Here is a 22,976-nt window from a genome sequence, read left to right as displayed (position 1 = left end):
AACTTTGTGATTTAAAACTTAAATTGATTATTGTGCAGGAAAAATATATAGACGAAACGAAACAGGGAGAAGCTTTTGCTATTGCTGAAAAAGTAGGGAATTCTAAAAAATTATTTTTAGAAAGCTACGGCTGTCAGATGAATTTCTCTGATTCTGAGATTGTTGCTTCTATCCTTAATGAACAGGGATATAATACCACTCTTAAAGTAGAAGAAGCAGACCTCATTCTTTTAAATACTTGTTCTATACGTGAGAAGGCTGAACAGACCGTAAGGATGCGTCTTTCTCAGTTTAAAAACCTCAAGAAAGAACGACCAAATATGACGGTGGGTGTTCTTGGATGCATGGCGGAGAGATTAAAAACTAAGTTTCTCGAAGAAGAACAGCTTGTTGATCTTGTTGTGGGGCCTGATGCCTACAGGGATCTGCCTAATTTATTAAAGGAAACAGAAGATGGCAGGGACGCGATCAATGTTATTTTGTCCAAAGAAGAAACCTATGCAGATATAAATCCAGTCCGTCTGGGTGGAAATGGAGTAACCGCGTTTGTAACTATTACAAGGGGGTGTGATAACATGTGTACCTTCTGTGTTGTTCCTTTTACAAGAGGAAGAGAAAGAAGCCGTGATCCACATTCAATTCTTGAAGAATGTAAAGATCTTTGGAATAGCGGATATAAAGAAATTACCCTTTTGGGGCAGAACGTAGATTCTTACCTTTGGTATGGAGGGGGGCCGAAAAAAGATTTTGCAAAAGCTTCTGAAATGCAGAAAGCTACAGCCGTTAATTTTGCTCAGCTGCTTGGTTTAGTCGCTCAAGCGGTTCCGGAAATGAGAATAAGATTCTCTACTTCCAACCCTCAGGATATGAGTCTTGATGTATTCAGGGTCATGGCTAAGCATGAGAACATTTGTAAATATGTGCATCTTCCGGTACAAAGTGGAAGTAATAATATGCTGGCTGCAATGAACAGACAGCACACCAGAGAAGAATATCTGGAGCTTATCAGAAAAGCTAAGGAAATTGTTCCTGATATCTCTTTTTCCCAGGATATGATCATCGGTTTTTGTAATGAAACTGAAGAGGATCACCAGGATACCCTAAGCCTGATGAGAGAGGTAGAGTATGACTATGGATATATGTTTGCTTACTCTGAAAGGCCTGGCACTCCGGCCCATAAAAAGATGAAAGATAATATTCCTGCAGATGTTAAACAGAGACGTTTGGCGGAGGTTATCGCTTTACAGGGAGAGCTTTCTAAAAAACGGATGAAATCCTATGTAGGAAGAGTGCATCAGATTCTCATTGAAGGAGTTTCCAAAAAGAATAAAAATCAATGGAAGGGAAGAAATTCCCAGAATGCTGTTTGTGTATTCGATATGCTGGAAGGTCAAAAGATAGGTGACATTGTAGATGTTTTTGTATTTGACAATACACAAGGCACGCTTTTAGGGGAAACAGTTAAAAACTAATCTACTTTTTACAGGAGTAAATTATAAACTATAAATTATTATCAATAACCATAAAATAGACAATGGAAAAGCTTCATAAATATTGCCTGAGTGTTTTATTGGTAATAATCTGCAGTAATATTTCAGCACAAAACACAACCTGTTCTGCTGAAAATACCACCATTCATAGGCTTTATGATGTCTATCATCAGTTTTTAAATTCTCAAGATTGTGAAGGATCTCATCTTTCCGAGAGAAAGCATAAAATTCACTACACCGCTATCAGCCAAAAGCAAAACGCCGGAGATCTAAGTTCAAATAGAGATCATAATCCGGGTTTTAATGAGCATGGAGGTAGAGGTGAAGCTGGAAAATATGATGAGATTCTAAGGAATTTTGAGAAAAAAGCGGCCGGATATGCATCTGCTAAAGCTTTCAACTTTAAAAGTAAAGTTTCCAAAATCAGAAACAAAGATTATTTGGATATAATAAGTTAAAATTAAAATTTAAACTTTTTTTATTTAAACAAATTAATGATGCTTACTAAAACAAAATTGAAGGTAGGCGAAATTTAAGATCAATAATCTAATTTACTTATGAGTAACGACTTACAAAATATAAAAAACCGTTTTGGAATAATTGGTAATTTTCCTGCATTAAACCGTGCCTTGGAAAAATCTATTCAGGTGGCACCAACAGACATTTCCGTTCTGGTCATCGGGGAAAGTGGTGTAGGAAAAGAATTTATCCCTAAGATTATTCATTCAGAATCCAGAAGAAAACATCAGCCTTACATCGTTGTCAATTGCGGTGCTATTCCGGAAGGAACCATTGATTCCGAATTATTTGGACATGAAAAAGGAGCATTTACCGGAGCTACAGCAACTAGAAAAGGTTATTTTGAAGTGGCAGATGGCGGAACAATATTCCTGGATGAGGTGGGTGAACTTCCTTTGCAAACACAAGTCCGCCTTTTAAGGGTTTTAGAAAGTGGAGAATTTATGAAGGTTGGATCTTCTCAGGTACAAAAGACCAATGTGAGGATTGTTGCTGCAACCAATGTAAATATGATGAAGGCGATCCAGGACGGACGGTTCCGTGAAGATTTATTTTATCGTTTGAATACTGTGCAGATCGATATGCCGCCTTTGAGAGATAGAAAAGGAGATATTCATCTGCTTTTCAGAAAGTTTGCAATCGATTTTGCGGAAAAATACAGAATGCCTGAGTTGGTTTTAGAGCCAAGTGCAGTTCATTATATAGAAAATTATAGCTTTCCCGGGAATGTACGTCAGTTAAGAAACTTAGTTGAGCAGATGACCGTGGTGGAAAGAGAAAGAAATATAAGCGTTGAAAAACTGGCGGAGTACATACCGACCGAAAGCCATTTGCCAATGGTTGTTAATACGCCTAATGCTCAGAAACAGAGTGACTTCGGAAACGAAAGAGAGATTATGTATAAAATCCTGTTTGATATGAGGAATGACATCAATGATCTGAGATCTCTGACTTCTGAATTAATAAAAAACAGAGGAGCAGGCGATCTAAGTTCCCAGGAAAAAACTTTGATCAACAGACTTTACACTTCGGATTCACAGCAAAATACTAATGCTAATTCCCTACTTTATTTTGAAGATAATCATCCTGTAGTCCAGACTCCAACTATTATTTCGACTCCCGATGATAGTTATGAAGATATTCAGGATATAGAGATTGAAGAAAATAAGCCGGAATCACTTTCGCTTCAAAATAATGAAAAAGATTTGATTATTAAAGCATTAGAGAAGCATAAGGGACGTCGGAATAAAGCAGCTGATGAGTTGGGCATTTCACAAAGAACACTATACAGAAAGATAAAACAATATAATCTAGAAGACTAAGTATGATGAATAATAAGGCAAAGCCTGTCGAATTTAAACTAAACGATTACCTGAACAAAGGCCTGGAACTTTTAAAGAAAGATTTTGGGAATTTTATAGTAGCTTACATTTTGTGTATGGTAATGTCTATTATACCTTTTTGTGGACTACTGGCAATGGGTAATTTTTACAAATATTGCCGGAAAGTCAATAAAGGAGAACAGGTGAGCGCAGGTGAAATTTTTAATTTCGATGATTTTTTACCTTATTTTATCGTACAGCTGATCATTATTGGAGGAGTTTTCGCTCTTTATATTCCGATGTTTATTTTTATTCCTTTTACTTCTGTATCTGTAGTGGATGGAGATGCTGTTCCACCCGCATTCGGATTATTTACGGTCCTTTATATATTCCTCATTGTAATTGCTGTTTTTATTGTAGCTTTACTTGGGTTTTATATTCCAGGGCTCATATCTCTTAAAAAGGTTAATGATATAAAAACAGCATGGATCATGTCGAGGATTATGACTAGGAATAATCTCTTGACTATCTTTTTATTTGCGATTATTGTTGGGTTTCTTTCCCAGATAGGAATACTTCTTTGTGGTATTGGTATTCTTATCACAATGCCTTATTTTTATACAACCCATTACTTTGCGTTTGAGGATGCAATCCAGCAGATAGAATATGATGAAATAAAAGAAATCGGAACGAAAAATGAATTTTAACATTAAGAATATCAGTATAATGCGCCTGAAAATTGTTGGGTTTTTGTTACTTTGCTTAAGTACCCTAAACTCGTGTTATAGTTTTACCGGATCGTCTTTAAAAGACGAGAAAACGATTCAGATTAATGAATTTCCCAATAATGCGGCTTTAGTAAATCCTACTTTATCTCAGCAGTTTTCTACCGATATTCAAAATCGTTTTCTACAAAGAACGACGCTAAAAGGAACAAAAGAGAATGCGGACATCTTAGTGGAAGGAGAAATTACGGACTATTCTATTACTCCTACTACTATTAGCTCCAATACTCAGACAACAGCTACGGGAGGAGTTATACAAGAATCTCAAAATAAGCTAACGATCACTGTAAAAGTGCATTATGAGAATAAACTTCATCCTGACCTGAGTTTTGACCGTACATATTCAGATGAAGCTGTATTCAACAGTAGCTTGTCTCAAAGTGCGATAGAAACCTCGCAGGTTAAAATTGTAAACGAAAGAATCATTAATAAGATATTTAACGATATTGTAGCGAACTGGTAAGATGAATAGCAGAGTTTTAGAATTATTAAAGAACCCCAAAAATATTCAATCGGAAGATCTTCATCTTTTGAAAGAAGAAATTAATTCTTTTCCCTACATTCAGAATATAAGAGCTTTACATTTATATGGTATTCATCTTTATGATCAGGAAAACTATCAGAAGGAATTGTCTACAACTGCAGCTTATACCACTGATAAGAAGATTCTTTATCAGCTTATAAATGGTAAAATTCAGGAAAAAACGAAACCTGCAGCTCCTGAAAATAAAGTGGTAACGGATAAAGAGAATGCTTCAAGGTATTTTCCTAAAAGTAAAAGCTTCCCAATCAAAAGGGAAGAGCTACCTGAGAAGATACAGACTAAAGAAGAAGCAACTAACAAGCTGCCGGCACCACTTCCGGAAATTAAACATATTTATGTAAACGGTGAACGAAACAGAATTTTGTTTGAAGGAGAGGAAAACTTTCTTGATGATAACAATATCGAAACAATTGACTTACAATCTACGCTGGAATCAGGAACGATAGTTACACAAAAGCAAATACTCCCTGAAAATTTACCTTTAGAAAAAGAAATTACTGAGCAATTACCGGCTAAAGAGGATAAAGTAGAAGAGTCCCCAGAAATAAATGCAGAGGAAATAGAAACGGCGACTTCTTCTGAAGCTGAAATTATTGAAGTTAGGGATACAGAAGAAACAGAGCTTACTTCGGATGAAAATCAGGATTTTACTGAACCTGAGTCACAAACTTACACCCCGGAAGAAATAATCAATGAGGATCAGATTACATCCCCTGTTGAAAAAGAAGAAATAACCGATGATTCGGAACTGAGTTTCCATGGTACTGATTCCTTTATGCCGGAAGTGAAGATTGAATCTGGCAGCAACGATGAGCTTGCTGTTGCTGAAGTTGCACAACAGGGATTCAATAAGCACGAAGAAGAAATGAGAAGGCTTATTGAAGAGGTAGAAAAGAAAATGAAGGCAACTAAGGCTGTCACTGAGGAAAAACGAGATCCGGAACCAGAAATTCTGAGTCGTGATATTAATTTTTCAGAAACGCAGAGTTTTCATCCTGAAGTTGAAAAAGGAATTGAAGCGGAAGAGATACAGAAAGCTGAACCGGTGCACGAAGTGACTAATCCTTCAGAAGAGATCAAAGCTGAAGCTCACCAGGAAGAATCAGAACCTCGAATTGCCACAGAAGTGAAATCAGAATGGAAGCCTATGAGTTTCGAATCCCATACTCCAGATTCACTTATCAATAAACCGGCACCTGTTTCTCAACCAAAAGAAGAAATTGTATCGGCAGAACTTCCTGAAGAAGAACAAGCACCAAAAGAAGAGACAACGCACCAGATTGTTAAAGAGGATATAGAAGAGCAGGAACCCGTTAAGGAAGAATCAGAAATATCTCAGGCAGCTTCTGTAGAAGAAAATAAAGAAGAAGCCCCTGTGATGAATGTTTCTTTCTTCAGCTCAGATATTTCAAGCTGGACGATGGCTACTAAAAATGATGAAGAAAATGATAACAATACGGAAGATCTTGCATCTGAGAAACCTCATTTGGAAGAGGCCACTGCGGATCCTGCTGACAGCAATGTTCCGGGATTTATCAATACATGGCAGAGTTGGTTAAAGATAGATCGTACTGAGAAAGATCCTGAAAAGGATAAAGCTGAGCTTAAAAATAAAGTGATTGAATCATTCATTGAGAATAATCCTAAAATAAGCCAGTTAAAAGATGAGAGCAACTTCGTTGTAAAAGAAAAAAACGATGATATCTCACATTTAATGACGGAAACACTCGCACGATTATATATTGAACAAAAACTATATACAAAGGCAATAAAAGCTTTTGAAATATTAGCAGGTAAACATCCTGAAAAGAAATCGTATTTTGAAGATAAAATACAGGAAGTAAAAGATATAAGAGGGAAAAATTAAAATTTAAAGATGAATAAGAGAGTAATAGTACTGATTGTTGGATTTCTTGTTTTAGGATTCTTGCTTTCATTTTTATTTTATCCTCCAAAAGAGTTTTATAAAGGACTGAAAATGTCTTATGCATCGGTTTTTTTCCCTTTTGCTTACGCCATTTATAAAACAGTTCGTTCGAATAAAAATACAGAAGGCTGAATTCATATTCAGCCTTCTGTATTTTTTATACTTTATCAATAGTCTGTTTACTGCGTTTTAATTTTTTCCAGGCCTTACGTCCCATAACAATTACCATAATTACTAAAATAACAGCCAGTATAGCCGCAATAACAGGAACGGCCATGGCCAGAACGGACATAATTCCTGCACCTGCTGTTTCAGTGGTCCCTACAATAGAATTGCCTAAGCCTCCTGTGGTGGCTGTGGAGGCAGCCCTGATTCCTGCAAATCCGGAACTGATTGTTGCGGCAGTTCCGCCTCCGGCAATAATAGCCAATGCCCATTGCGGAAATGTTCCAAAATCGGCAAACTGGCTTGCGAAAAGGATGGATCCTGCAATAGTTGCCAATGGAACAGACAGTGTATCCAGCAGATGATCAATAAATGGAATATAATAGGCTAAAATTTCCGCGATCGTAGCAATGCCTGTTGTAATAAGTGTTGGGAGCCCGGCAAGCCATTCAAATTGATCATTCATAGGGATCCAGTGTAAGTAGGATGCCAGGCTTACGGCAAACAGAGGAAGGAATACCCTGAAGCCTGTTGCTGCGGACAGGCCAATGCCAATGAATGCACTTAATACATAAGGGAGATAGGGAATATTGTCTAACATATTAATTTTCAAATTGGTTGTGTTCCCTAAAGTTACAAAAACTATTGTAAGCTTATCTGAAAATTACAGAAAATATGAGGAGTTTACTGTTTTTTCTGAGCCTGGCATAGTTTGATGAACTGGGCTTCTACATCCTGGAACTTTTGCGGAAGTTCAGGGGAGATCCAAAAAAGCATGGCCATCGTCTTTTCTCCAAAAGATTCTTTAAAAAGATCTTTATGTAAGCGATAGCATTCTCTCAATAATCTTTTGATGCGGTTTCTGTGAACTGCTTTTTTAAAATACCTTTTAGATACGGAAACCCCGAATTTAGAAACTTCAACAGGTAAATTAGGTTTGTCCTTAAGTAAAATAATTCTCAGATTCCCATTGGTTCTCCATTTACCTTTTTCGAAAAGCAAGGTGATGTCATTGGTCTTTTTGAGTTTTTCCTCCTTTGGGTATCTGAAATTCTGCATTAGCCTTTTTTTACTAAATGATTAATAACTTCTGCCGCTGCATACAATCCAAAAATGGCAGGTATATAGCTGATAGTCCCATAAAAAGACCTTTTGTAATTTGTTCCATCTGTCATTTTCAAACTTTCCTCATTTTGAAGTTCATTAGAGAAAACACAACGGATGCCTTTATTTATTTTTTCCTTTTTAAGCCTTTTTCTAACCTGCTTGGCCAGATAGCAGTTGTGGGTTTTGCTGATGTCTCTCACCATTACTTTGCTTGGATCTGTTTTTCCACCCGCTCCCATAGAGCTTACGATCTTAATTTTTCTTCTTCTTGCAGCAATTAACAATGTAAGCTTTGGAGTTACGCTATCAATACAATCAAGAATATAATCAAATTTGTTTTCATCGAGGATCTGATCCATTCTTTCAGGATTTAAAAACTCATTGATGGTTATTAAATTAAGTTTTGGATTAATATCTAAGAGTCTTTCGGCAACGATTTCAACCTTGTGCTTTCCAATAGTAGAATGTAATGCCGGTAATTGTCTGTTAATGTTTGTGATATCTACCGTATCGCCATCTACAATCGTCATATTTCCGACCCCGGATCTTGCTAAAAATTCAGCGGCAAACGAGCCTACTCCACCTAATCCTACTACAAGAACAGTCGCTTTATTCAACTTTTCGAGTCCTTCTTCCTTAATAAGAAGCTCTGTTCTTTCCAACCAATACTTATCCATTTTTTATCGTCTCTAAATTTTCTAAAATTTGTTTGTTTAAGTTTTCCTGAGAAATACCTTTTATTTCCGAAACTTTGCTGTACAATAATTCAATATTAAAATCATCGTTATCGGTTTCTAAAAAGATTTTATCTAAAGCAGTAATTTTCACAATATTTTGCAAAGATAAATTATACAAAACAGCTTTTCCAAAACTCAAATAGAAATTATTCTTTAGCAGATCTTCGGCGATGCTTTGTTTTTTATTAAAACCATGAATAATCATAGGCTGTTCTGCCTTTTTTTTAAATGAAATGACTTCGTAGAATTTTCGGACACAATGAATAACCATCGGCTTTTTTAATTCATTCGCCAATTTGATCTGTCTTAAAAATACACTTTCCTGGATTTTCATATCAACCGGAACAAAGCTGTCAAGGCCACATTCTCCTATAGTAAGGCAATTGTTATGAATTGCGGAATCCAGCCAGTTGAACTGCTCTTCAATCTTGTCCGGATCAATATCTTTTGGATGAATACCCGCAGAATAAAATGTACTGGGTACAGTATCTCCGATATCCAGATTATAGATACCGTCGCAGACATTTTTTTTATGATGGTGAAAATCAAAAAATTCCATCATCAAAAATACTATAATTTGGAATTAATTTAAAATTCTTAAACAAACGTTTATAAATATGTTAAAAATTTCTTAACTTTACTCAAAAGCGACACTTTATGAAAAAAAAATTTACCGAAAAACAGATCCATATTTTGGATATTGCGGAGGAGCTTATTGCGAAAAAAGGGTATGAAGGAACATCGGTAAGAGACATTTGCTCTAAAGCAAACATTAATGTAGCCATGATCTCTTATTATTTTGGGTCCAAGGAAAAAATGATGTCTTACCTCTATCAGTACAGAGTGCTAAAGACCAGAGAAAATTTTTCGGAATTTGCTGATACCATTAAAGACGGTAAACCAGAGATGCAGATGAAAGAAATTATAAAATATATTGTATCACAATTATTTAAATATAATTATTTTCATGGCTTTGTTACTCAGGAGCTTCGACATACGGATAACCTGAAAGTTGAATTGCTGGATTTTTATCAGCTTTTTGTAAAAAAACTGGATGAGGTGATCAAAAAAGGAGTTGCGTCCGGAGTTTTTACATTTACTCCGAAGCCAGAAGATATCCTTACAACGATTCTGGGATCTACATTATTTGTCATTAGAAATAAGAATTTCTATGAACTATATGTACCGAGTAAAAATGAGGAAGCTTATGCTAAAGAAGCGGAGAAAAAAATCAGAATGAACCTTTTATTGAGTGTTTTTGCAATATTAGGATACGCTGCAGACTAAAATTACGTTAAATAATCATAAAAAAAAATCTATTGATAAAAAAGTTATATTTTTGCAAATTAATAGATTGGAATAATCCAATAACGGTTGAATTTTTTATGAAAAAATATATTTTAGGTCTTTTTGCCATAGCTGTAATTTCATCATGCGCGAGTCAGCAGGAAAAAGCATTGAAAAGTGCTGATAAAGCCTTCATCTTAAAAGCAGCTAATGAAAATTTTGCTAAAAAGAAATGGAAAAATGCTTTGGCTCTTTATGACAGGCTTGCTAACCTAGTTGCAGGGACTGATGACTTTCCGAATGTTGGATTTAATACGGCTTATGCAAACTACTATGATAAGAACTATAAGTTGGCAGGACACCAGTTCAAAAACTTTGCAGTAAGTTTTCCAAAAGACCCGAGAGCTGAGGAAGCAGCGTATATGTCTGCACTATGTTACTATGAAGGATCTATGGATTATAACCTGGATCAGTCAAGTACTGAGTTGGCAGTCAATGAATTACAAGACTTCCTTAACAACTATCCAAATTCTGAAAGATCTAAAAATATCAACCAGCTTATTGATGAGCTGACTTATAAACTGGAATTTAAATCCTACGAAAACGCAAGACAATACTATAAAATGGGTGATTATAAATCAGCCACTGTTGCCTTGGAAAACGTATTGGAAGATTTTCCAAGTACAAAGCTTCGTCCGAAAATCTATGATTATATGATGAAGTCCCGTTATTTGCTTGCACAAAATTCAGTATACGGACTTAAAGAAGAACGTATTGAAAGTGCAATAGCATTTACAAGGCAGGTAGAAAAAGAGCTTCCGAACACAGAATATTCTAAAACAGCAGTAGATCTTAGAGAGAAGCTGGATAAAGAAAAGCAAAACTTTGCAGTTGTTAAGAAGCAGACAGAAGCCAGATTGGCGACATTAACAGCAAGGCAAAAGAAAGAAGCTGAGAAGCTGGAAGCACGAACAAAGACCGATCAGCAGATCAAAGATCAGGTCGCTACAGAAAAGAAAGCATTACAGATTCAGAGGGATAGTGCTGCGTTACAAACACCTCCTCCGGCTGCCACTTTCAAAATCAAAAGATAATTCGTAAATTTGCCACCTTATAAATAAATAATTTTCTCAAAATGAGTGTAAAAGATACAAAAGCAGAAGTAAATACAATTACTTACGATAAAGACAAGATTGAAGATAAAGTAGGTTCAATCTATGAAGCTATTGTTATCATGGGAAAGAGAGCAGAGCAGATTAATGCAGAAATTCGTACTGAATTGCATAATAAATTAGATGAATTTGCTGTTCACAATTCTACATTGGAAGAGGTTTTCGAAAACAGAGAGCAGATTGAAATCTCCAAACATTACGAAAAACTTCCAAAACCAACTTCTATTGCAATTGAAGAATGGTTGAACGAAGACGTGTACTTCAGAAAAACTGAAGAAAGAAAATAAAAATCATTTGTATTTTTTATAAATGAAGGTCATAAGGGAATAATTTCTTTATGACCTTTGTCGTTTGTAAACCTGTTGTGGGAAAAAATAAGTAATTTAGTGTTTTAAAAAATTAAAACTAAATGAGTGTTTCCGGAAAAAAGATTCTTATTGCCGTTTCTGGAGGAATTGCTGCTTACAAAATTCACCTTTTGATAAGAGACTTTATAAAAAATGGTGCGGAAGTGCAGGTTATCATGACACCTGATGCCAAACATTTTGTTACTAAACTAAGCCTTTCTACATTATCCAGGAAGCCTGTATTTACTGATTTTTATAATGAAAATGGGAGTTGGAACAGCCATGTTGAATTGGGATTGTGGGCGGATGTAATGATCGTTGCTCCCTGCACTGCAAATACGTTGGCCAAAATGACCCATGGGATGTGTGATAATCTGGTGCTGGCTACGTATATGTCTGCGAAATGCCCCGTTTTTATTGCCCCTGCAATGGATCTTGATATGTACGACCACCCAACTACAAAACAAAACTTGGAACTGGCTGAGGATTTCGGGCACTTTGTTATTCCGGCAGAAAGCGGAGAGCTTGCAAGTGGTCTAGTGGGTCAGGGAAGAATGGCGGAACCTGACACTATTTTCAAAACCGTTGATAACTTTTTTGCTGCATTTGCTGCAGCCGGTGACAATACAATTTTCAAAGGAAAAACAGTTTTGATCACGGCAGGTCCTACCTATGAAGCTATTGATCCTGTCCGGTTTATAGGAAATCATTCTTCCGGTAAAATGGGGTTTTCATTAGCTGAAGAAGCCGCGAAGAGAGGAGCTAAAGTGATTCTTGTATCCGGTCCAAGTTCTCAGGTTATCCACTCTCCTAATATAGAGCTGCATAAAGTGGTTTCCGCGAAAGAAATGCTTGATAAAGTATTTGAATTTTATGAAAATGCAGACATTGCGATAGCAAGTGCTGCTGTAGCGGATTATGCCCCGAAAGAGGTCGCCAGGGAGAAAATCAAAAAGAACGATGAAAATCTTACAATAGAATTGGTTAAAAATCCGGATATCCTTAAAACGATGGGAGAGAAGAAAACTCGTCAGTTTTTGGTTGGGTTTGCTCTGGAAACTCAGAATGAAGAGGAAAATGCTAAAGGAAAACTGGAGAAGAAGAATCTTGACATGATTGTGCTCAATTCACTTCGTGATCCGGGGGCAGGGTTTAAAAATGACACCAATAAAATAAGGATATTTACCAAAACAGAGAGGAAAGAATTTGATTTGAAATCAAAAGAGGATGTAGCCACAGATATTCTGAATTTCGTTGAGGATCAACTTTTAAAATAATTTGCTCAGATTTAATTGAGTTGTAGTGCTGTCTATCATTATTAATCTTGGAGAGTCTATTACATTAAGAAATAATAAGCCCGGATTAATAAATATTCCGGGCTTTTTTATAAAATATCAATTTTAAAGTTATTTTTTTATCAACTTACCATTATATTTTTTCAAATCAGTAATGATATTAAGGAAATAAATACCCGTCGGAATATGCTGAACATTTATAAATGGGCTATTATACTCGGAAATAAATCTACCATTGACATCATATATCATAATTTTTATAATTTTTTCCGAATTATTTAATAATTTAATGTTAGCATAATCTGTTGCCGGATTAGGATATATAATAACTTTATCGTTATTACTTATATTTTCTTCACGGGTTGCTAAAGTATTTATCTGTTCAGTAACAAAAAGTTCTTCACCATGATTGTAATCATCTATACTGAAATATATTTTAGAATTACGAGTGTATAAACTTTTCATCCAAAGGTAATCTGATGGCTGTAAAATCTGATTATTTATGACAAAGCTGAGTTCCTGATAGTTTCCGGAATTTCCGTTAGTTTTAAAAATCTTTTGCTTAGAATTTAATCCATATATTTCATTGTTCATACAATTAAGCTCTGTATAATTCTGAGCTCCTGTAGTGATCAAAATTGAACCGGATGCTGTTCCATCTGTTCTGAATAATTTCTGCTGATTAGAATCAAGGAAGTAATTAAAATCTCCACATTTTTTGACTACATAAGCTCCATCAACATTGATTTGTGTAATAACCTGAGTATTTTGTAGTGTCCCATCTGTAACATTCAATGCCGTGATAAACCCATTATTTGTTCCTGAAAAGAAAAATAATTTATTGTTTTTGACAAAAGATTTTCCATTTATATTATAATATGAATCTTTTACAAGATGTACTTGATTAGTAGTTTCATCAATATAATACAGTTTTGTATTGTTATAGCTGAAATTTGGATTATCAGAAAAGAATATTTTGTTATTTAGCTTGTTTAAAAAGATACTAAAAGGATATATATTATATAAGTCTGCAACTTTAACTGTAGTAGCAATAGTACCATTAGATTTCCAAATTTCTGTTGCTGAATTATTGATCATTTTAAAGTAAATGCCTGAATCAGTTTTCACAAAATCATCATCAACATTGAGTATATTCGGAAAATTGTTGACGGGTTTTTCTAATAACAATGAGAAATTTGAAGTATTATTGTCTAAGCTCCACATTCTCATATAATTGTCGGTACTATTAAACGTTTTGATAAGAATTTTATCGTTGTTTAATGAATAAGTACCATATATTTTTTCATTAACTGGTGGAGAAATTTGTTGGGTAGAATTTGCTATAACATCTGTTTTTATTAATTTATTGCTATGAAAGTAAATGTAATTTCCAGACACGGCAACAGGATAATACTCTTCGAAATTATCTGGAAATGATTCTTGCAAATCGTTACTTAATTTTATCATATTGTTATTAGAATCTATCTTGTAAACCTGAAAATAGTAACCATCACGCGCAACGAAAAAGATCTCTCCATTTAACTCAGTATAATAACGAGGTGTTCCGTGTCTGCCATAACTTATATCTTTTTCAACTTTTGAGATATTGGTGGACGGATTATAGGAAAACAATTCAGTATTCTTATATGTAGTATAGTAATCTACATAGGAGTCAATATATCCGGAAAATAACAATTTATCCTGATACTCAATAAATTTATTGTCAGGGGTAAATTTAATATTCGACTGCATGATATTGACGTCATCAAAAAAATATATTTTTGATATATCATTGTTGCGTTCTCTTAACGCTAAATAATTTCCATTGCTACTAGGTGCAATTGTCTGAAGAATGGTTCCGGAAGGATTATTTAAGGTATTAACTTGATCGGCTTGGTCAACATAGTATATATTGGTATTTGTATCAATATAAATTTTGTTTTTAAAATAGGTGAGTTTATTGATGTTAGGTATATTGTTATATATCAGGCTTGTCCCGTTTAATGTCCCATCTGTTTTCCATAAATCTCCGTTTATCGTGAAAAGCATACCATTATAGTTTTCAACATCGTAATCATAAAAAACTGAATAGCCACTTAAAGGATAGAAATTTATTGTGTTGCTAGTAGTTCCATCTGTACTCCATAATCCAAAACTATTGTTATTCGAGGCGATAAATACAATTTTATTATTGAATTTATACATTTTATCATTTCCAATGGAAGAACTAGAACCGGGACTAATATCTTTAACAATTGTTGTTCCGGCTAAAGTACCATCGGTTTTCCATAGTTCTCTTCCATATGTGCTATTACTTCCGAAAAAGAATACATTTCCGTTGTTTTCCTGTAGAGAATTTCCAACATTGTTAATGTCACTGATCTGGAAGGTTCCTGCCGTTGTCCCATCACTGATATAAAGCTTTTGTTGAAAAACTATATATAGCTTATTATTCAGAACTTTAGCAATTATATTATTGTTGCTAGAAGGATAGTAATAGATATTAAAATCTTTAACTTTTGAAGTGAAATTTGATGACAAATCAGTAGACCATAGTTGTAAATTAGAATTATCAGAGGCAAAATAATATGCTTTATTATTAAGTTTATAGAATTCATTCGTGAGCATACTACTTGTAAAATTTCCATTGATATCCTGTATCATTCCAGCTGTTCCTGTCTGTAAATTAAATTTGTGCGGTTCATTTCCGCCACCGGTATCCGCAGCAAATACCAAATTGTTTCCCATTTGTAATAATCCGTAAGGTTCGGATCCGGGGAAAAAATTCGTTTCTTTGATAGTAGCATTAATAGGTGCTTGGGACTTAATTGTCAATAAGGCAATCAAGAAAAAAGATAGTGATAGAATTTTTTTCATGTAGTGAAATTGAGAAAAAAATATGGAATTGAAAAATTAATTTTATAAAATATAATGAAGATGAAAAGCTTACAAGTGAGTCCCATATTTTACAGGAATAAAGACACTTACGAATCATTATTTATACTTCTTTTTTTTAATAGAGATTTGTTACAGTTTTATCTATAGGGGCAGCTTTAAATTATTTTTTTCTGTAGCTATCTTTAATTAATTTGAATTTAACTAATTCGTCGTATCTTTAGTACATACTAAGAATAATTTTAATAAATTTCCGTTCTCAATTTTTAATAGATAATGAAAAAACTAATAGGTTTATTTTTACTGCTCTTCATATATAACGTCAGCTTTTCTCAGGAATTACTGTCTACCGTGCAGGTAAATTCTCAACAGTTGGGAGGAAGTAATCAGCAGGCGTTTAAAACGTTGGAAAAAAGTCTTAAAGATTTTATTAATAATACCAGCTGGACGGGAAAAAAGCTTCAGAATTTTGAAAAAATAAAATCCAATTTTGCGATTGTATTAACTTCCAAAGATGGAAACAAATATGGGGGAAATATTGTTGTTCAGGCAGTTCGTCCCGTTTATAATTCGAATTATGAATCTCCGCTCATCAACTTGCAGGATACCAATTTCGAATTTGAATATGTTGAAAATGAAAACCTGATATTCAACGAAAGGCAATTCTCGGGTAAAAATCTTATTGACGTCATCAGTTTCTATGTATATCTTGTTTTAGGTTATGATGCCGATAGCTTTCAATCAATGGGAGGGACACAGTGGTTTGCAAAAGCACAACAAATCGCGCAGAATGCACAAAACAGAGGATACAAAGGCTGGGCACAGATCGGAAGTGAGGGGCCAAGAACCAGAGGTGTCCTGATCAGTCAGCTAACAGGTCCTAACTTAAGTCAGTTGCGCTCCATATACTATACTTATCACAGAGCCGGATTAGATAACTTATACAACCAGGATCAGACACAGCCTAAGAAAATTATATACGATGCACTGATGCAATTGAAAACGTATGAAAATAGTTTCCAGCAGAATTATGCATTGAATCTTTTCCTTGAAGTAAAGAATGATGAAATTTTTAATATTTTCAACTCTAACAACAACGGAGGAATAGTTTTAAATGATCTTAAGCAGATGATGATGGTTTTTGCTCCTAAGTTTAATGATAAATGGAATAAGTGGAAATAAATTTTAAGAACATAAATATCTTGAATTCTTAATTCTAAAATTTATATTTGCAGTACTAATCTGCTGGAAATTTATGCTTTCGAAAATCTTTATTAAAAACTTTGCTTTAATCGATACTCTTGAAGTTTCTTTGCACAACGGATTGCAGGTGATTACCGGTGAAACGGGTGCTGGGAAATCGATCATACTGGGTGCTTTGAGGCTTATTTTAGGAGAAAGAGCAGATCTGAAATCTATTTCTAAAACAGAAGAAAAAAGTATTGTAGAAACCGAATTTTCTCTGGATAACCAGTTTAAAAAATTCTTTATAGAGAACGATCTGGATTATGAGCATCAGACCATTATCAGAAGAGAAATCCTGCCATCCGGAAAGTCGAGGGCTTTCATTAATGATGTTCCTGTGACTTTGGATGTTTTAAAAGAACTTTCTTCCCAGCTGATTGATATTCATTCCCAATTTGAAACTTCCAATCTATTTACCTCGGAATATCAGTTTAAAATCATAGATGGACTTTCTGAAAACAAACAGCTGATTTCAGATTATCAATACGAGTTTTTAGAATTTCAAAGCTTAAAAGCACAACTTAAAAAACTGCAAATTCAGCTTTCTGAAAACAACAAAGAAAGTGATTACAAATTATTTTTACTGAATGAGCTGGAAGATCTGAAACTGGATGATATTGATTATGAAGAATTACAAAGCCAGCTTTCGATTCAGGAAAATGCGGAAATGATTTCTGATAATCTTGTTCAGATTTTATTAAGATTTCATCAGGAAGAAATAGGGATTTTATCCTTTTTTAATGAAGCTAAAAATAAGCTTTCAAAAATTGCAGATATTTCGCATACCTTTTCTGAACTCGATAGAAGGCTTGATGAATCATTCGTGGAAATAAAAGATATCATCTCGGAGCTTGAAAATGAATCTGAAAAAATTGAAATCAATCCTGAAAATCTGGCATTGCTTTCTGAACTTAACAATAAGCTGAATGCATTGCTTTTAAAGCACAATGTTGCAGATGTAAGCGAATTGAAAGAAATCAGGGATCAGCTTGCAGGTGAACAAAAAGGAGCGTCCGAACTGGAAGGACTAATCAGTGAAATTAAGGAAGATATATTAAAGAAAGAAAAATCGCTTCTATCCCTTTCTGAAAAACTTTCCAAGAACAGGAAAAAAAGTATTCCTGTATTTATCAAAAAAGCAGAAGAGCTTTTAAAGAAATTAGGACTTGAAAAAGCAAAAGTAGATATAGAGCTAGAGACAGTACCGGATTTTAATGCTTTTGGTAAAGAAAATATCCAGCTTTTATTTCAGGCTAATTCAGGATTTCCTTTACGTCCTATTCAGACGGCTATTTCCGGAGGGGAAAGATCAAGAGTAATGCTTGCTGTAAAAAAGATTATTGCCGAAAGTGATGATCTTCCTACGCTTATCCTAGATGAGATCGATACCGGAGTTTCTGGAAAAGTTGCTGAAGAGATAGGAAATCTGATGCGGGAAATGTCAAAAGACATGCAGCTCATTGTGATTTCTCATTTGGCACAAGTAGCAGCCAAAGGAAATAATAATTACAAAGTGGTAAAGCAGGATGTTGCAGGAAGGACACAATCTACAATTATCCCGTTAAATGAAGATGAAAAGCTAAATGAAATTGCCCAATTGCTTTCTGGAAGTAAGATTACCGAAGCGGCTTTAGCACAGGCCAAAGAGCTTATAGGCTGAGTTTTGTAACATTTTTTACATTATATTTACTAATGTAAAAAAAAGGTTATGTTTTTAAAATTCCTCAGGTTAGAAATCAAGAGTTTTTTTCGTGGTACTTCCGTTGGGATTAACATGGCAATGAAGATCCTTCGTTTTATGGGGATTCTTTATTTTATGGCATGTTTAGCAGGTGGAGCATTCGCAGCTTTCTTTTATGTACAGGAAGAGCTTCATCAGGATCCCTTAAAAATAGTTTCAAGATTTTTAATTATAGGATGGATTATCGACCTTGCTGCCAAATACATCTGGCAAGAAATGCCTACTCAGAACATCAAGCCCTTTCTTACCCTGAATATTTCAAAGAAAACATTGGTTAATTATATGCTGGTAAAGACATTTCTGTCTGCATTCAGCTGGTTTAATTCTCTTTTCCTGATTACCTTTTCTTTGATCGCTTTATTCAATGGATACGGGTTTTTAGAAATTTTTGGGTGGTTCATAGGAGTCTCTTCTCTTTTTTACCTAAATAATTTTATTAATATATTTTTCAATGATAAAGAAAAGGTTGCCATCGCAGTAGCGATTGTCTTTGGAGCTTTTGCTTTGTTGAACTATTACCAGATTATTCCTGTTTTATCTTATTCAGAAACGGTGTTTTATAGCTTTTATGAAAAACCGTATTATGCAGTAATCGCCTTTGTTTTGTTTCTAGTATTGTGGTGGTTATGCTTTAATCATATCCGTAGGGAATTTTATCTTGATCAGGGACTTGAAGCTAAAAAAACGATTGGTAAAACAGAAAATATCGCCTTTTTGAATAAGTATGGCGTATTAGGAACTTTTATCAATAATGACGTAAAAATGCTCAGACGAAATAAGGTAACAAAAGGTATTTTATTGGGAAGTTTCTTTTTTGTTTTTTATGGTCTTCTGATGCTGGTCTCTCCGGTATATAAGACTCCGGCTATGATGATGTTTATGGGATTGTTTGTAACTGGAGGCTTTCAATTTTTATTTGGACAGAGAGTTCCTGCATTCGACAGTTCTTATTATCCGTTGATGATGACCTTAAATGTGCCCTATAAAGAATATCTTAAAGCCAAATGGTGGCTCATGAATATTATAACCTCTCTGTCAATGGTGCTTGCAGCATTTTATGTGTATTTCGGATGGGAAATATATATCACTTTTTTAGCGGCAGGCCTATATAATATGGGAGTTAACTCACAATTTACATTATGGTCAGGAGCGTTTAATAAAACGCAGATCGATCTTAATTCAAAGGAAAAAAGAATCGGCCAAAAAAATAGTTTTAATTTAAAAGCAATGTTATTGCTGATACCTAAAATGTTGTTGCCCATGGCTGTTTTTGCTATCTCTAAATATTCTTTCGGGATCACAGGAGGCGTAATCAGCATTGCAGTTTTAGGCGTGATTGGCTTCTTGTTCAGAGAAAAGATCTTTGATATCATTGTGAGGCACTATAAAAGAGAAAAATACAGTACACTAGAGGCATTTAAAAATAAAGATTAACAGAATGATCACAATACATAATTTATCCAAAACATACGGTACAGCTACTGTTCTAAACATTGAAAACCTTGAAATCCCTCAGGGAGAAACTTTTGGGCTGGTTGGAAATAATGGTGCAGGGAAAACGACACTCTTCAGTCTGATGCTGGATCTTATTCAGCCGACAACAGGCTTTGTGAGCATTGATGGTATCAAAGTAAACGAATCTGAAGCATGGAAAAGTAAAGTTTCTGCGTTTGTAGATGATACGTTTTTAATAGGCTATCTAACACCCGAAGAGTACTTCTATTTTATCGGTGAACTGCGCGGGCAAAACAAAGCCTCTGTAGATGAGTTTTTAAAACCGTTTTATGATTTGTTTAATGGAGAAATCCTTAACTCCGGTAAATATGTCCGGGATCTGTCAAAGGGTAATCAGAAAAAAGTGGGAATTGTGGGAGCGATTATCGGAAGTCCGGAGATCATTATTTTGGATGAACCATTTGCCAACCTGGATCCTTCAACCCAAATAAAGCTTAAAAACCTGATCAAAGAACTCTCCAAGCAAGAAGGAGTTACTTTTTTGATATCCAGTCACGATTTATCGCATACAACCGAAGTGTGCAACAGGATTGTGGTGGTTAATAAAGGAAAGATGGTTAAAGACATTCAGACTAATCCGGAGACGCTGCGTGATCTTGAGCAGTACTTTGCGGATCAGGTTTCCCTATAATTTTAATTTTAAAACAAAATACAAATGAATCAAGAGTCTCAGAACGTTACTGATTATCCTAACAGTAACACTATTTTTATGGTGTGGAAGCTACATGAGGGTCCTCAATTGAAAAAAATATTTCAGCAACTATGCGCTTTGGTTTTAAATCTTAACAATTCTGTTTTCAACAGATTTCCGGATAGCAGAGCAAGCTGTATTATGGCGATTGGATATGAAGCATGGAAAAAACTGGATCTCCCAACACCACTTCCTAAAGAATTAGCCAATTTCGAAGAAATAAAAGGGGTAAAGCATACTGCTGTCGCTACTTCCGGCGACCTGCATTTTCACTTAAGGGCAGACAATAAAAGTATTTGCTTTGATATGGCCATTGAGATATCAAAATTATTAAGCTCCGTTGCTGAAAGTATATTGGAAATTCATGGATTTAAATATTGGGATGCCAGGTCAATTTTAGGGTTTGTAGATGGAACCGAAAATCCGCACGGAGAAGACCGCGATTATTTTGCAAAAGTAGGAGACGAAGATTTAGCCTACAAGGGGGGAAGCTATCTTTTTGTTCAGAAGTACCTTCACAATATGGATGCATGGAAAGGACTTTCGACTGACGAACAGGAAAAAGTGATCGGAAGGTCAAAGGAAAATGACATTGAGATGTCTGATTCCGTAAAACCATCTAATTCCCACATTGCTTTAGCCAATATTGAAGGTGAAAATGGTGAAGAATTAAAAATCGTTAGAGATAACATGCCATTTGGGAATCCATCAACCAATGAATTCGGAACTTATTTTATCGCATATGCAAGCACCTTTACAACAGTGAAAAAAATGCTTACCAACATGTTTATTGGCGATCCGGCAGGGAATTATGACAGGATTTTAGATTTTAGCACTGCTAAAACAGGGACATTATTCTTTGCTCCAACCCGAGATATGCTGGACGCTTTTTCGGGATAAAATACGGATCAACTGTTATAATATTTATCAATTAAAATAAAAAAATATTTTTTGGTGTAACCTTTTTGAAATCCTGTTGTCTTTAAAGTAGAAACTAATCTTAAATGAAACTTTTGTTTGGAAATAAAAAAGAGGATTTGCTTAGCCGCCTGAAAAAACAGGATGCGGCTGCCCAGAAATTCTTTTATGATCAAAATGTAAAAAAATTTCTAAGTGTAAGCAAAAGCTACGTCAGTGATCTGTATCAGGCAGAAGATTGCCTTATCAGAGCATTTTGCAAGATTTTTCAACATATTGAAAGTTTCAGAGGAGAAGGTAACCTTGAGGGATGGGCAAGAAGAATTGTTGTTAATGAATGTTTAAACTTTATCAAAAGCCGTAAAACCGTTTTTTACCTCGATGAAATCAACCAATCTTTCATGGATGAAAGCAATGAAGAGGAGCTAGTATTTGATTTTAATGCCCAGGAGCTCTTGGATCAGTTGCCGGATGCATATAAAATGGTTTTTAACCTTTATGTTTTGGAAGGATACTCTCATCAGGAGATTGCCGATACACTACAGATCTCCGTAGCCATGAGCAAGACGCAATTATTCAGAGCAAAAGAGAGATTAAGAAAAATTTACTTTCAACAACAAAAAACACTAAAAAATGAACACTATTAAAAATAATTTTGAAAATAAGATCAGAAAACAAATTGAAGAAAGGGAAATAAATCCTTCCAGAGATTTGTGGTCTGAAATTCAGAATCACACACAGAATAATCGTCCAAAATCAAAACTTAACTGGTTATTGGTTGCAGCGTGTCTTATCCTGCTTTTCAGTTTAGGCTCTGTTCTGGTATTTTACAATAAACAAAAGCCTTCAGAAGTTCAGATTACAGAAAGAAAAATACCTTCCGGTGCAAAGAAAGTGATAAGAGAAGTGGTAAAAGAATCTCCGGCAATGGTGCTACAGGATGTAAAAAAGAAGGATGAGACAAAGAATACTGAACCATCTGAGAATTTAGGGGCCCCTGAGGCAGTTGTATCCAGAGATAACAAAAAATTACCGGTCATTAAAGAAAACACTTCTGAGTTAATACCTGTTATTATAGAAACACCTCCTGCCAAAATTATTGCACAGACGGATTCTGCAAAGGTACCGGCTGGCAGGAAAAGATATGTTGACCCCTCAACATTGCTTTTTTCGGTTGAACATAAAGATGCCATTGAAAAGACCAAAGGCAAAAGTAATGTTGCGACTATCGATCTGAACGGCAAATAATAATTTTAACGATAAAAAAATAATAC

Annotated in this window: 23 protein-coding genes; 18 read left to right on the top strand and 5 right to left on the bottom strand. The window is 34.9% G+C overall.

Going from position 1 to position 22,976, the window contains the following annotated elements; all coding sequences use genetic code 11:
* The first annotated feature begins 32 nt into the window (after positions 1-32).
* From miaB to PFY10_12485, 7 genes are all read left to right on the top strand, one after another.
* The gene (miaB, locus tag PFY10_12515) at positions 33-1,472 is read left to right on the top strand and encodes a tRNA (N6-isopentenyl adenosine(37)-C2)-methylthiotransferase MiaB (GenBank protein ID WBV55061.1); all 1,440 of its coding nucleotides are present in this window, start codon (positions 33-35) and stop codon (positions 1,470-1,472) included.
* Positions 1,473-1,534: 62 nt separating this feature from the next.
* The gene (locus PFY10_12510) at positions 1,535-1,948 is read left to right on the top strand and encodes a hypothetical protein (protein WBV55060.1); all 414 of its coding nucleotides are present in this window, start codon (positions 1,535-1,537) and stop codon (positions 1,946-1,948) included.
* Positions 1,949-2,047: 99 nt separating this feature from the next.
* Positions 2,048-3,331, top strand: coding sequence for a sigma-54 dependent transcriptional regulator (locus tag PFY10_12505; GenBank protein ID WBV55059.1), 1,284 nt, complete (start codon positions 2,048-2,050; stop codon positions 3,329-3,331).
* Positions 3,332-3,333: 2 nt separating this feature from the next.
* Positions 3,334-4,038 carry a hypothetical protein gene (locus PFY10_12500; protein WBV55058.1) on the top strand — a complete coding sequence of 235 codons (705 nt, stop codon included), beginning with the start codon at positions 3,334-3,336 and terminating at the stop codon, positions 4,036-4,038.
* Positions 4,028-4,579, top strand: a complete 552-nt coding sequence (locus tag PFY10_12495) for an LptE family protein (protein WBV55057.1) — start codon at positions 4,028-4,030, stop codon at positions 4,577-4,579. The genes PFY10_12500 and PFY10_12495 overlap by 11 nt, the downstream gene beginning before the upstream one ends.
* Before the next feature lies 1 nt (position 4,580).
* Complete coding sequence (locus tag PFY10_12490) at positions 4,581-6,527, top strand: hypothetical protein (protein WBV55056.1); 1,947 nt, start codon at positions 4,581-4,583, stop codon at positions 6,525-6,527.
* 9 nt (positions 6,528-6,536) lie between these two features.
* A complete protein-coding gene (locus tag PFY10_12485; GenBank protein WBV55055.1) occupies positions 6,537-6,719 on the top strand; it encodes a hypothetical protein in 183 nt (60 codons plus the stop codon).
* Between the two features lie 25 nt (positions 6,720-6,744).
* On the opposite strand, the gene PFY10_12480 is transcribed toward PFY10_12485, so the two are convergent.
* From PFY10_12480 to PFY10_12465, 4 genes are all read right to left on the bottom strand, one after another.
* Positions 6,745-7,353 (bottom strand): DUF4126 domain-containing protein, encoded by a 609-nt coding sequence (locus tag PFY10_12480; protein WBV55054.1) that lies wholly within the window; start codon positions 7,351-7,353, stop codon positions 6,745-6,747.
* Positions 7,354-7,436: 83 nt separating this feature from the next.
* Positions 7,437-7,811 (bottom strand): ribonuclease P protein component, encoded by a 375-nt coding sequence (rnpA, locus tag PFY10_12475; protein WBV55053.1) that lies wholly within the window; start codon positions 7,809-7,811, stop codon positions 7,437-7,439.
* Positions 7,811-8,536 carry a tRNA threonylcarbamoyladenosine dehydratase gene (locus tag PFY10_12470; GenBank protein WBV55052.1) on the bottom strand — a complete coding sequence of 242 codons (726 nt, stop codon included), beginning with the start codon at positions 8,534-8,536 and terminating at the stop codon, positions 7,811-7,813. The genes rnpA and PFY10_12470 overlap by 1 nt, the downstream gene beginning before the upstream one ends.
* Positions 8,529-9,158: a TatD family hydrolase gene (locus PFY10_12465; GenBank protein WBV55051.1), complete on the bottom strand. Its 630-nt coding sequence runs from the start codon at positions 9,156-9,158 to the stop codon at positions 8,529-8,531. Before PFY10_12465 ends, PFY10_12470 begins: the two co-directional genes overlap by 8 nt.
* 95 nt (positions 9,159-9,253) lie before the next feature.
* Here PFY10_12465 and PFY10_12460 point away from each other — a divergent pair, with 95 nt between their 5' ends.
* The 4 genes from PFY10_12460 (at position 9,254) to coaBC (ending at position 12,679) form a co-directional block, all read left to right on the top strand.
* Positions 9,254-9,883 (top strand): TetR family transcriptional regulator, encoded by a 630-nt coding sequence (locus PFY10_12460; GenBank protein ID WBV55050.1) that lies wholly within the window; start codon positions 9,254-9,256, stop codon positions 9,881-9,883.
* A 98-nt stretch (positions 9,884-9,981) separates the two neighbouring features.
* Positions 9,982-10,977 (top strand): outer membrane protein assembly factor BamD, encoded by a 996-nt coding sequence (gene bamD, locus PFY10_12455; GenBank protein ID WBV55049.1) that lies wholly within the window; start codon positions 9,982-9,984, stop codon positions 10,975-10,977.
* A 41-nt stretch (positions 10,978-11,018) separates the two neighbouring features.
* Positions 11,019-11,342, top strand: coding sequence for a DNA-directed RNA polymerase subunit omega (locus tag PFY10_12450; GenBank protein ID WBV55048.1), 324 nt, complete (start codon positions 11,019-11,021; stop codon positions 11,340-11,342).
* A gap of 122 nt (positions 11,343-11,464) precedes the next feature.
* The gene (gene coaBC / locus PFY10_12445) at positions 11,465-12,679 is read left to right on the top strand and encodes a bifunctional phosphopantothenoylcysteine decarboxylase/phosphopantothenate--cysteine ligase CoaBC (GenBank protein ID WBV55047.1); all 1,215 of its coding nucleotides are present in this window, start codon (positions 11,465-11,467) and stop codon (positions 12,677-12,679) included.
* A gap of 129 nt (positions 12,680-12,808) precedes the next feature.
* Here coaBC and PFY10_12440 read toward each other — a convergent pair whose 3' ends face one another.
* Positions 12,809-15,574 carry a T9SS type A sorting domain-containing protein gene (locus PFY10_12440; protein ID WBV55046.1) on the bottom strand — a complete coding sequence of 922 codons (2,766 nt, stop codon included), beginning with the start codon at positions 15,572-15,574 and terminating at the stop codon, positions 12,809-12,811.
* A 294-nt stretch (positions 15,575-15,868) separates the two neighbouring features.
* Between PFY10_12440 and PFY10_12435 the strand changes: the two genes are divergently transcribed.
* The 7 genes from PFY10_12435 (at position 15,869) to PFY10_12405 (ending at position 22,950) form a co-directional block, all read left to right on the top strand.
* Positions 15,869-16,774 carry a DUF4835 family protein gene (locus tag PFY10_12435; GenBank protein ID WBV55045.1) on the top strand — a complete coding sequence of 302 codons (906 nt, stop codon included), beginning with the start codon at positions 15,869-15,871 and terminating at the stop codon, positions 16,772-16,774.
* A gap of 73 nt (positions 16,775-16,847) precedes the next feature.
* On the top strand, positions 16,848-18,497 hold the full coding sequence (locus PFY10_12430) for a DNA repair protein RecN (GenBank protein WBV55044.1): 1,650 nt from the start codon (positions 16,848-16,850) through the stop codon (positions 18,495-18,497).
* A gap of 48 nt (positions 18,498-18,545) precedes the next feature.
* Positions 18,546-20,012, top strand: coding sequence for a DUF5687 family protein (locus PFY10_12425; protein WBV55043.1), 1,467 nt, complete (start codon positions 18,546-18,548; stop codon positions 20,010-20,012).
* A gap of 4 nt (positions 20,013-20,016) precedes the next feature.
* The gene (locus tag PFY10_12420) at positions 20,017-20,724 is read left to right on the top strand and encodes an ABC transporter ATP-binding protein (GenBank protein ID WBV55042.1); all 708 of its coding nucleotides are present in this window, start codon (positions 20,017-20,019) and stop codon (positions 20,722-20,724) included.
* 24 nt (positions 20,725-20,748) lie between these two features.
* A complete protein-coding gene (locus tag PFY10_12415) occupies positions 20,749-21,684 on the top strand; it encodes a Dyp-type peroxidase (GenBank protein WBV55041.1) in 936 nt (311 codons plus the stop codon).
* Positions 21,685-21,788: 104 nt separating this feature from the next.
* The gene (locus PFY10_12410) at positions 21,789-22,349 is read left to right on the top strand and encodes an RNA polymerase sigma factor (GenBank protein WBV55040.1); all 561 of its coding nucleotides are present in this window, start codon (positions 21,789-21,791) and stop codon (positions 22,347-22,349) included.
* Positions 22,336-22,950 (top strand): hypothetical protein, encoded by a 615-nt coding sequence (locus tag PFY10_12405; protein WBV55039.1) that lies wholly within the window; start codon positions 22,336-22,338, stop codon positions 22,948-22,950. The genes PFY10_12410 and PFY10_12405 overlap by 14 nt, the downstream gene beginning before the upstream one ends.
* The last annotated feature ends 26 nt before the right edge of the window (positions 22,951-22,976 follow it).

Origin of the sequence: Chryseobacterium daecheongense (assembly GCA_027920525.1) — a bacterium.
In the GTDB taxonomy this organism is placed as follows: domain Bacteria; phylum Bacteroidota; class Bacteroidia; order Flavobacteriales; family Weeksellaceae; genus Chryseobacterium; species Chryseobacterium proteolyticum.
The sequence above is the reverse complement of the archived record's forward strand: the minus strand, read 5'-3'. Positions and strand labels throughout refer to the sequence as shown.

Excerpts from the sequence above, each read along its gene's own strand:
- PFY10_12510 (WBV55060.1), top strand. The coding sequence starts at position 1,535 with ATGGAAAAGCTTCATAAATATTGCCTGAGTGTTTTATTGGTAATAATC.
- PFY10_12505 (WBV55059.1), top strand. The coding sequence starts at position 2,048 with ATGAGTAACGACTTACAAAATATAAAAAACCGTTTTGGAATAATTGGT.
- PFY10_12500 (WBV55058.1), top strand. The coding sequence starts at position 3,334 with ATGATGAATAATAAGGCAAAGCCTGTCGAATTTAAACTAAACGATTAC.
- PFY10_12495 (WBV55057.1), top strand. The coding sequence starts at position 4,028 with ATGAATTTTAACATTAAGAATATCAGTATAATGCGCCTGAAAATTGTT.
- PFY10_12490 (WBV55056.1), top strand. The coding sequence starts at position 4,581 with ATGAATAGCAGAGTTTTAGAATTATTAAAGAACCCCAAAAATATTCAA.
- PFY10_12485 (WBV55055.1), top strand. The coding sequence starts at position 6,537 with ATGAATAAGAGAGTAATAGTACTGATTGTTGGATTTCTTGTTTTAGGA.
- PFY10_12480 (WBV55054.1), bottom strand. The coding sequence starts at position 7,353 with ATGTTAGACAATATTCCCTATCTCCCTTATGTATTAAGTGCATTCATT.
- rnpA (WBV55053.1), bottom strand. The coding sequence starts at position 7,811 with ATGCAGAATTTCAGATACCCAAAGGAGGAAAAACTCAAAAAGACCAAT.
- PFY10_12470 (WBV55052.1), bottom strand. The coding sequence starts at position 8,536 with ATGGATAAGTATTGGTTGGAAAGAACAGAGCTTCTTATTAAGGAAGAA.
- PFY10_12465 (WBV55051.1), bottom strand. The coding sequence starts at position 9,158 with ATGATGGAATTTTTTGATTTTCACCATCATAAAAAAAATGTCTGCGAC.
- PFY10_12460 (WBV55050.1), top strand. The coding sequence starts at position 9,254 with ATGAAAAAAAAATTTACCGAAAAACAGATCCATATTTTGGATATTGCG.
- bamD (WBV55049.1), top strand. The coding sequence starts at position 9,982 with ATGAAAAAATATATTTTAGGTCTTTTTGCCATAGCTGTAATTTCATCA.
- PFY10_12450 (WBV55048.1), top strand. The coding sequence starts at position 11,019 with ATGAGTGTAAAAGATACAAAAGCAGAAGTAAATACAATTACTTACGAT.
- coaBC (WBV55047.1), top strand. The coding sequence starts at position 11,465 with ATGAGTGTTTCCGGAAAAAAGATTCTTATTGCCGTTTCTGGAGGAATT.
- PFY10_12440 (WBV55046.1), bottom strand. The coding sequence starts at position 15,574 with ATGAAAAAAATTCTATCACTATCTTTTTTCTTGATTGCCTTATTGACA.
- PFY10_12435 (WBV55045.1), top strand. The coding sequence starts at position 15,869 with ATGAAAAAACTAATAGGTTTATTTTTACTGCTCTTCATATATAACGTC.
- PFY10_12430 (WBV55044.1), top strand. The coding sequence starts at position 16,848 with ATGCTTTCGAAAATCTTTATTAAAAACTTTGCTTTAATCGATACTCTT.
- PFY10_12425 (WBV55043.1), top strand. The coding sequence starts at position 18,546 with ATGTTTTTAAAATTCCTCAGGTTAGAAATCAAGAGTTTTTTTCGTGGT.
- PFY10_12420 (WBV55042.1), top strand. The coding sequence starts at position 20,017 with ATGATCACAATACATAATTTATCCAAAACATACGGTACAGCTACTGTT.
- PFY10_12415 (WBV55041.1), top strand. The coding sequence starts at position 20,749 with ATGAATCAAGAGTCTCAGAACGTTACTGATTATCCTAACAGTAACACT.
- PFY10_12410 (WBV55040.1), top strand. The coding sequence starts at position 21,789 with ATGAAACTTTTGTTTGGAAATAAAAAAGAGGATTTGCTTAGCCGCCTG.
- PFY10_12405 (WBV55039.1), top strand. The coding sequence starts at position 22,336 with ATGAACACTATTAAAAATAATTTTGAAAATAAGATCAGAAAACAAATT.